Annotated in this window: 4 protein-coding genes and 1 pseudogene; 3 read left to right on the forward strand and 2 right to left on the reverse strand. The window is 75.5% G+C overall.

What is annotated here, in order from left to right:
* Positions 1–15 precede the first annotated feature (15 nt).
* On the forward strand, positions 16–1,263 hold the full coding sequence (cobA, locus tag AB0C76_RS37065; RefSeq protein ID WP_359974196.1) for a uroporphyrinogen-III C-methyltransferase: 1,248 nt from the start codon (positions 16–18) through the stop codon (positions 1,261–1,263).
* A gap of 66 nt (positions 1,264–1,329) precedes the next feature.
* On the opposite strand, the gene AB0C76_RS37070 is transcribed toward cobA, so the two are convergent.
* Complete coding sequence (locus tag AB0C76_RS37070) at positions 1,330–4,071, reverse strand: SpoIIE family protein phosphatase (protein ID WP_359974198.1); 2,742 nt, start codon at positions 4,069–4,071, stop codon at positions 1,330–1,332.
* A 100-nt stretch (positions 4,072–4,171) separates the two neighbouring features.
* Here AB0C76_RS37070 and AB0C76_RS37075 point away from each other — a divergent pair, with 100 nt between their 5' ends.
* Positions 4,172–4,978, forward strand: a complete 807-nt coding sequence (locus AB0C76_RS37075) for an RNA methyltransferase (RefSeq protein ID WP_359974200.1) — start codon at positions 4,172–4,174, stop codon at positions 4,976–4,978.
* Positions 4,979–5,839: 861 nt separating this feature from the next.
* Here AB0C76_RS37075 and AB0C76_RS37080 read toward each other — a convergent pair.
* A pseudogene (locus AB0C76_RS37080) lies at positions 5,840–7,135 on the reverse strand (protein kinase); the annotation flags it as partial.
* A gap of 425 nt (positions 7,136–7,560) precedes the next feature.
* On the opposite strand from AB0C76_RS37080, the gene AB0C76_RS37085 reads away from it, so the two are divergent.
* Positions 7,561–7,758, forward strand: coding sequence for a hypothetical protein (locus AB0C76_RS37085; protein ID WP_359974202.1), 198 nt, complete (start codon positions 7,561–7,563; stop codon positions 7,756–7,758).
* Positions 7,759–8,083: the final 325 nt, after the last annotated feature.

Below are 8,083 nucleotides of genomic sequence, written 5' to 3' on the forward strand. Positions count from 1 at the left end.
TCAGGAGCACCGCCGATGACCGCGCCCACCCCGCACCCGAGCACCGAAGGCCGTACCCCCTACCCGGTCGGGCTGCTGCTCGCCGGCCGCCGCGTGGTCGTGGTCGGCGGCGGGCAGGTCGCGCAGCGCCGGCTGCCCGCGCTGATCGCGACCGGCGCGGAGCTGCACCTGATATCGCCGAGCACCACCCCGGCCGTCCAGGCGATGGCCGACGCCGGCGAGCTCACCTGGCACGCCCGCCGCTACCGGGACGGCGACCTGGCCGACACCTGGTACGCCCTGGTCGCCACCGACGACCCGGCGGTGAACGCGCAGGTCAGCGCCGAGGCCGAGCGCGAGCGGGTGTTCTGCGCCCGCAGCGACGACGCCGCCGCCGCGACCGCCTGGACCCCGGCCAGCGGCCGGGACGCGGGTGCCACCGTCGCCGTCCTCACCGGCGACCCGCGCCACTCCGCCGGCCTGCGCGACGCCATCGTGGACGGCCTGCGGGACGGCTCGCTGGCCGCCCGCCAGTACCGCGCGCACGGCGCGGGCGTCGCCCTGGTCGGTGGCGGCCCGGGCGACCCGGACCTGATCACCGTGCGCGGCCGCCGCCTGCTCGCGGACGCGGACGTCGTCGTCGCGGACCGCCTCGCCCCGCGCGAGCTGCTGGCCGAGCTGCCCGAGCACGTCGAGGTGATCGACGCGTCCAAGATCCCCTACGGCCGGTTCATGGCCCAGGAGGCGATCAACCGGACGCTGATCGAGCACGCCAAGGCGGGCAAGTTCGTGGTCCGGCTCAAGGGCGGCGACCCGTACGTCTTCGGCCGCGGCGGAGAGGAGCTGCTGGCCTGCGCCGAGGCCGGGCTCCCGGTCACCGTCGTGCCGGGCATCTCCAGCTCGATCAGCGTCCCGGCGGCCGCCGGGGTGCCGGTCACCCACCGCGGCATGACGCACGAGTTCACCGTGATCTCCGGCCACGTCGGCCCGGGTGACGAGCGCTCGCTGACCAACTGGGAGGCCGCGGCGAAGATGAGCGGCACCCTGGTGCTGCTCATGGCGGTCGACAAGATCGCCGCGATCGCGGCGGAGCTCGTCGAGCACGGCCGTGCGGGGGACACCCCGGTCGCGATCGTCCAGGAGGGCACCACCGCGGCCCAGCGCCGGGTGGACGCGACCCTGGCCACCGTCGGCGCCGTGGTCGACGCCGAGGGCATCAAGCCGCCGGCCGTGATCGTCATCGGCGACGTGGTCAACGTCCTCGCGGCGGCCTTCCGGAAGTAGTCCCGGCGGAGTGGGACGTCGGCCCGGCCGACGTCCCACTCCGCCCGGGGACGGCGTCCCCGGCGGCTACTCCAGGGGCTGCTCCGTCCAGATCACCTTCCCCGTGGCCGTGTAGCGCGTCCCCCAGCGGTCCGCGAACTGCGCGACCAGGAACAGCCCGCGCCCGCCCTCGTCCGTCGTCGCCGCGTACCGCAGGTGCGGCGAGGTGCTGCTGCCGTCCGACACCTCGCAGATCAGCGACCGGTCCCGCAGCAGCCGCACGCGGATCGGCCCGGAGCCGTACCGGATCGCGTTGGTCACCAGCTCGCTCAGGATCAGCTCGGTGACGAACGCGGCCTCGTCCAGCCCCCACGACTCCAGCCGCTCCGCCACCGCCCTGCGGACCGGCCCCACGGCGGCCGGGTCGGACGGCACCTCCCACTCCGCCACGCGCTCCGCCGCCAGCACCCGGGTCCGCGCCACCAGCAGCGCGATGTCGTCCTGCGGACGCTCCGGCAGCAGGGCGCCCAGCACGTCCGCGCAGGTCTGCTCCGGCGTGCGCGGCGGCCCGGCCAGCGCCGCCCGCAACTGCTCCAGCCCCTCGTCGATGTCCCGGTCGCGGTCCTCCACGAGCCCGTCCGTGTACAGCACCAGCCGGCTGCCCTCGGCCAGCTCCAGCTCGACCGTCTCGAACGGCAGCACCGCCAGGCCCAGCGGCGGCCCGGTCGGCAGCTCCGGGAACTCCACCCGCCCGTCCGGGCCGATCACGGCCGGCGGCGGATGTCCGGCGCTCGCCAGCGTGCAGCGGCGCGACACCGGATCGTAGATCGCGTACAGGCAGGTCGCCCCGGCCAGCTCGGCGCCGTCCCCGCTCGCCGCCTCGTCCTGGTCGATCCGGTTCACCAGGTCGTCCAGGTGCCCCAGCAGCTCGTCCGGAGGCAGGTCCAGCGTCGAGAAGTTGTGGATCGCCGTGCGCAGCCGCCCCATCGTCGCCGCCGCGTGCAGCCCGTGCCCGACCACGTCCCCGACCACCAGCGCCACCCGCGCACCCGGCAGCGGGATCACGTCGAACCAGTCCCCGCCCACGCCCTCCTGCGCGGGCAGGTAGCGGTGCGCGACGTCCAGCGCGTTCTGCACCGGCAGGCTGCGCGGCAGCAGGCTGTGCTGGAGGGTCACCGCCATCGCGTGCTCGCGGGTGAACCGCCGCGCGTTGTCGATGCACACCGCCGCGTGGGCCACCAGCTCCTCCGCCAGCGCCAGGTCGTCCGTCTCGAACGGCTCCGCCCGGTCCGCCCGCCAGAACCGCGCCACCCCCAGCAGCACCCCGCGCGCCCGCAGCGGCACCCGCAGCAGGGAGTGCACCCCGTACGCCAGCACCCGCGCCGACCGCTCCGGATCCTGCGCCCGCCACTCCGTCGCCTCGGCCAGGCGCGGCTCCAGGCCGGGCTCCCCGCTGTGCAGCGCCCCCGCGAGCGGCGTCGCCGGCACCACGTCCAGCACCGTCCCCACCGGGTGGAACGGCGCGTCGGACCGGACGCCCGCCACCGCCGTCCGGCGCATCCGCCCGGGCGACGGACCCGGCGGCGGCTCCTCGCCGGCCAGCACCTGCTCGGCCAGGTCCACCGTCACGAAGTCCGCGAACCGCGGCACCGCGACCTGCGCCAGTTCCTCCGCCGTCCGTGTCACGTCCAACGTGCTCCCCACCGTCACCCCGGCGTCGTACAGCAGTCGCAGCCGCCGCTGCGCCACCTCGACCCGGCCGGACAGGGCCAGCAGCTCGGTGGAGTCGCGCAGCGTCGCGACGAAGCCGGGCGGGCCGCCGTCCCGGTCGGTGAGCCGGACGTTGACGGCCAGCAGCCGCTCCCCGGCCATCACCACCTGGTCGGTGACCGGCAGGTTCGCGGTCAGCAGCTCCTCGGGGGCGCGCTCCAGCCCCAGCTCGGTCACCAGCCGTCCCTCGGCGTCCGCCGGCAGGCCGAGCAGCCGGTGCGCCTCGTCGTTGCAGAGCAGCAGGCGCCCGTCCCCGCCGACGATCAGCACGCCCTCGCGCACCGCGTGCAGCACGGCCGCGTGGTGTTCGTACATCCGGGTCATCTCGGTGGGCCCGAGGCCGTGGGTCTGGCGCCGCAGCCGCCGGCTGATCAGCGCCGTCCCGAGCGTCGCCAGCACGACGGCGACCGCGCCCGCGCCCAGCACCACCGGCAGCTGCCGCTGGCTCGCGGTGCTCACGGTCGCGAGCGTGACGCCGGCCGACACCAGCCCGACGACCGAGCCGTCCGGCGCGTACACCGGCACGACCGCCTGGACCAGCGGGCCGAGCGTCCCGCGGATCTGCTCGACCACCACGTGCCCCTGCAGGGCGGGTTCGTAGGTGCCGATGAACTTGTGGCCGATCCGGGCCGGGTTGGGGTGGGTGTAGCGGATGCCGTCGTTGTTCAGGACGACGATGAAGTCGACGCCCGCCGCCACCCGCGCGGCCTGCGCCCGCGGCTGGAGGATCGCCGTCGGATCGGGGGAGCGCAGCGCCGCGACGATTCCCGGCGAGTTGGCGAAGGTCTGCGCGACCGCGACCGACCGGTTGCGGGCCTCGTTGTTCGCGTCGTTGCGGGACTGCACGACGAGCGCCACCCCCGCGGCCACCACGAGCAGCAGCACCACGAGGATCTGCAGCACGAACACCTGACCGGCCACGGACCGGAGGTTCACCGGCCACCCGCGACGGACGTTCTGCTGCTGTTGCCGACCATGAGGGCGTCCACCGGAGGAGCCGGCGGATCCAGAAGCACCAGAGGCCGACGGAGCCCAGGATCGACCCGGGAAACGGGCCATACGGTCATATTTGCACTCCGATCGGCGTGGGGCCAAGGCCAAACCGTCCGACTCTTTCCGCCGTTTGGCCTTCACCGCCCGGCCTTGGCAAGATCGCAGGGTGTCCGAACCCAGCACCATCACCGACCCGGCCGACCCCCGCCTCGGCGACTACACCGGCCTCACCGACGTCGAACTGCGCCGCCGGCGCGAGCCCGCCGAGGGCCTGTTCATCGCGGAGGGGGAGAAGGTCATCCGCCGCGCCCTCGCCGCCGGCTACCGGATGCGGTCGATGCTGCTGACCTCCAAGTGGCTGGAGGTCATGGCCGACGTCATCGCGGAGGCCGACGCCCCCGTCCACGTCGTCGAACCGGCCCTCGCCGAGGCCGTCACCGGCTACCACGTGCACCGCGGCGCCCTCGCCTCGATGGAGCGCAAGCCCCTCCCCGACGCCGCCGCCGTGCTGGCGGGCGCCCGCCGGGTCGCCGTCCTCGAAGGCCTGGTCGACCACACCAACCTCGGCGCGATCTTCCGCAGCGCCGCCGCCCTCGGCATGGACGCCGTCCTGCTCTCACCCGACTGCGCGGACCCGCTCTACCGGCGCGCCGTCAAGGTGTCGATGGGCGCCGTCTTCGCCGTCCCCTACGCGCGCCTCGACCCGTGGCCCGCCACCCTGACGACGGTCCGTGACGCCGGATTCACCCTCCTGGCGCTCACCCCCGCCGAGAGCGCCGTCGACCTGTCGAGCCTGGCCCCGCAGAACCTCCCCAAGACCGCCCTGATGCTCGGCGCCGAAGGCGACGGCCTCACCCCCCGGGCGATCGAGGCCGCCGACCACGCCGTCCGCATCCCGATGGCCCACGGCATCGACTCCCTCAACGTCGGCGCGGCCGCCGCCGTGGCCTTCTACGCCGTGACGACCCCGTAGCAGCACCCACCCGCCCCGGCCCGTCGCACCCTCGACCGCCACGCCCCACGAGGGGCGCGGGGAACTGCGCGGCCAGGAAGGCCGATGGCCGGTGCTGTCCGGCCTGCCGGTCGTGCGGCCCTCACGGAGATCCGCTCCCCGGCTCGTCAAGGGGCGCGGGACGATGGCCGGAACTCTCCGCTGCTCCGCCCCGGAAGCCTGCCCTCAGCCCGCAGCGGTCGGCAGGGCCGGAGCCGCGGCGGCCGGGGGAGCGGCGGTGAGGCCGGTGCCGCCGGAGGCGCCTGCGCCGGGCCAGGACTCGTCGAGGGAGCCGTCCGGGCGGACGGTGTAGCGGGTGGAGGTGACGGCCCCGGTCTGGGCGACGCGCTCCTCCCGGACGACCGCTCCGCCGTCGAGCCGCCAGGAGGCCGCGGCCTGCGGATCGGCCGTCGAGGAGCGGGTGGCGGCGGCGACCGGGTTGTCCCCGGAGAAGGTGTACAGCTGCACGAGGTCGACCGGCACCGAGCCCTCGGCCCGGCGGAGCACGACCACCGCCGCCGGCGAGCCCTTGTACCGGGTCGGCAGCACCGAGCTGAGCGAGACCTGCGGCCCGCCCGCGGCCGAGCGCCCTTCGCGCAGGGCGATCCCGGGGCCGCCCGCGCCGTCCGGGTAGGTCCGGTTGGGCCAGTCCACGGCCGGTCCCGGCGCCTGGGCAGGAGCCAGCCCCAGGTCGGCCGGGCCCGTCCCCGCACCCGTCCCGCCCCGTGCCGCCGCCGCCACGGGTGTCGACGAGGCCGCTGCCGAGGGCGTGCCCGGCACTGCCGCGCCGTCCACCGACAGCCCGGTGGGGAGGGCGACCATCGTCGGCAGGCCCGAGGGCCGCATGCCCTGGTTGCTCCGGTTCTCGCACCCCTGGGCCGCCGCGATGGCGAGCGCCACCCCGATCGTCACCGTGACGAAGACGACGAGCCGCTGCCGCAGCAGCCGCTGCCGCGGGGTGGTCGGCCGCCCCGGGGCGGGGGTGTGCTGACGGTCGCGGGGCCGCCCGCGGTCACGGCCGCCGGGCTGGCCGGGCGCGGGCGTCTGCTGACGGTCCCGCACCGGGCGTCCCCCCGAGGCCGCCTCGGGTCTGGGGTGCGCGTTGGCCGCCCCCTGCGGGCGCCGCTGCGCCGCGCCGGGCCCGGAGGCCCCGGGGCGGCTGCCCGCCACGGCCCGGGCGCGTGCCGCGGCCGCCGGGTCCGGGGAGCGCCCGGGCGCGGGCACGCCGTGCCGCACGCCGCCCGGGGCGTCCGCCTCGGGCACGGGCGGGGGAGCCGCCGAGGCGCGCCGCATGACGCGTCCGCCGCCCGCCGCCGTCGCTCCGCGAGCCGCGAGCTCGCTGAGCCGCTCGTGCAAGGCGGCCGCGCCGGGCCGTTCGGCGGGTTCCTTGGCCAGGCAGGCCCGGATCAGCGGCGCGAGCTGCGGCGGCACGTCCGAGAGGTCGGGCTCCTCGTGCACGACCCGGTAGAGCATGACCTCCGAGGAGGCCCCGGAGCCGAACGGCGTGTCCCCGGTGAGCGCGTAGGCGAGCGTCGCGCCGAAGGCGAACACGTCGGTCGCGGGCGTGACGGCGGCCCCGCGGACCTGTTCGGGCGCGAGGAAGCCGGGCGAGCCGACGGCGGTGCCGACGTGGGTGAGCGTGCTGGCGCCGCGCGACCAGGCGATGCCGAAGTCGATGATCCGCGGGCCGCGGGGCGAGAGCAGGATGTTGGAGGGCTTGAGGTCGCGGTGGACGACGCCGGCCTCGTGGACCTTGACGAGCCCGTCGGCGAGCGCGGCGCCGACCCGGGCGGCCTCCTGCCAGCCGAGCGGTCCCTCGTCGCCGACGCGCTTGTAGAGGGAGGGCCCGGGCACGTAGGCGGTGGCGAGCCAGGGGCGGTCGGCCTCGATGTCGGAGCCGACGACGCGGGCGGTGCAGCCGCCGCGGATGCGCGAGGCGGCGGCGATCTCGCGGGCGAACCGGGTGCGGAACTCCTGGTCCTCGGCGAGTTCGGCACGGATCAGTTTGAGGGCGACCCGCTGCCCGCGCCGGTCGGAGCCGAGGTAGACGACCCCCATGCCGCCGGCCCCCAGCCGCCGGTGGAGGCGGTACGGCCCGACGATGCGGGGGTCCTCACGCCTCAGCCGCATCATCGCCATGTCCGTTCCCCGTCAGCCCGTGGGTGAGGCCCCGTTGGTTGGGGCATCGTCAGTTCCTGTCCGGCACAGCTTACGGACTGCCCGCTGCGGTGTGCTGATACGCAACACCTCAAGCCACCGTGCGATTGTCCGATCTTGCACTGACCTGCTGGTCATGAGGGTGCCGAAACGTTTCTCGGGGTCGTCTCTCAGGGTTCCCCCGGGGGCGGGGTCGAGACCGTCTCCCCCTGCGGTAGTAGTCCCTGAGTCGGACCGTCATCCTCGGGGATGCCCGAGGAACAGTACGACGGCATGACGCCCGAACGGCCCCCCGAGCCATAGCGTTGTCCTCAGCGGTGGACGGGGAGCTCGTCCCCCGAGGTTAGCCGTCCACCGCGCCAACTCGACCGGGCGAACGGCTCCGAGACCGGATCAGGAGTAAGGGCATGGCACCGCAGCTCACGGGAACCCCCCGCCGCCGTCGGCCGGCCTTCACCTTGCCCCGTACCGCCGAGCCGACGCGGCACCCCGCGGTGGCGCTGGCCATGGCCCTGCCGTGCGCGGTGCTGCTGGTGGCCCTGTTCGGCGGGTGGGACCAGATGGCGAACCAGGTCCAGGCAGTGGCCGACCTGATCGTCCACTGAGACGTGGCCGGCCCCGTGGCCGGCCGCAGAACGGACACTGATCCCCTGGGGACGGGGAGCCAGTGTCGCCGGGGAGGCCGTGCCCGCGTTGAGACGCGGACGGGCGAGGAGCGGTGCGCAGAGCGCCCCGGCAGGCGGAGACGCCGCGTACGGACGTCGGTGAGGGCGACCGTACGCGGCTCTTCTCTTTTCTCACGACCCACGCAGGAGCACTGCCCACGCAAACGGCCGGGGCCGCGATCCTCGCGGATCGCGGCCCCGGCCGTTACTGTGCGCGATACTGGGATTGAACCAGTGACCCCTACCGTGTCAAGGTAGTGCTCTC

It is taken from the genome of Kitasatospora sp. NPDC048722, assembly GCF_040650235.1.
Classification (GTDB): domain Bacteria; phylum Actinomycetota; class Actinomycetes; order Streptomycetales; family Streptomycetaceae; genus Kitasatospora.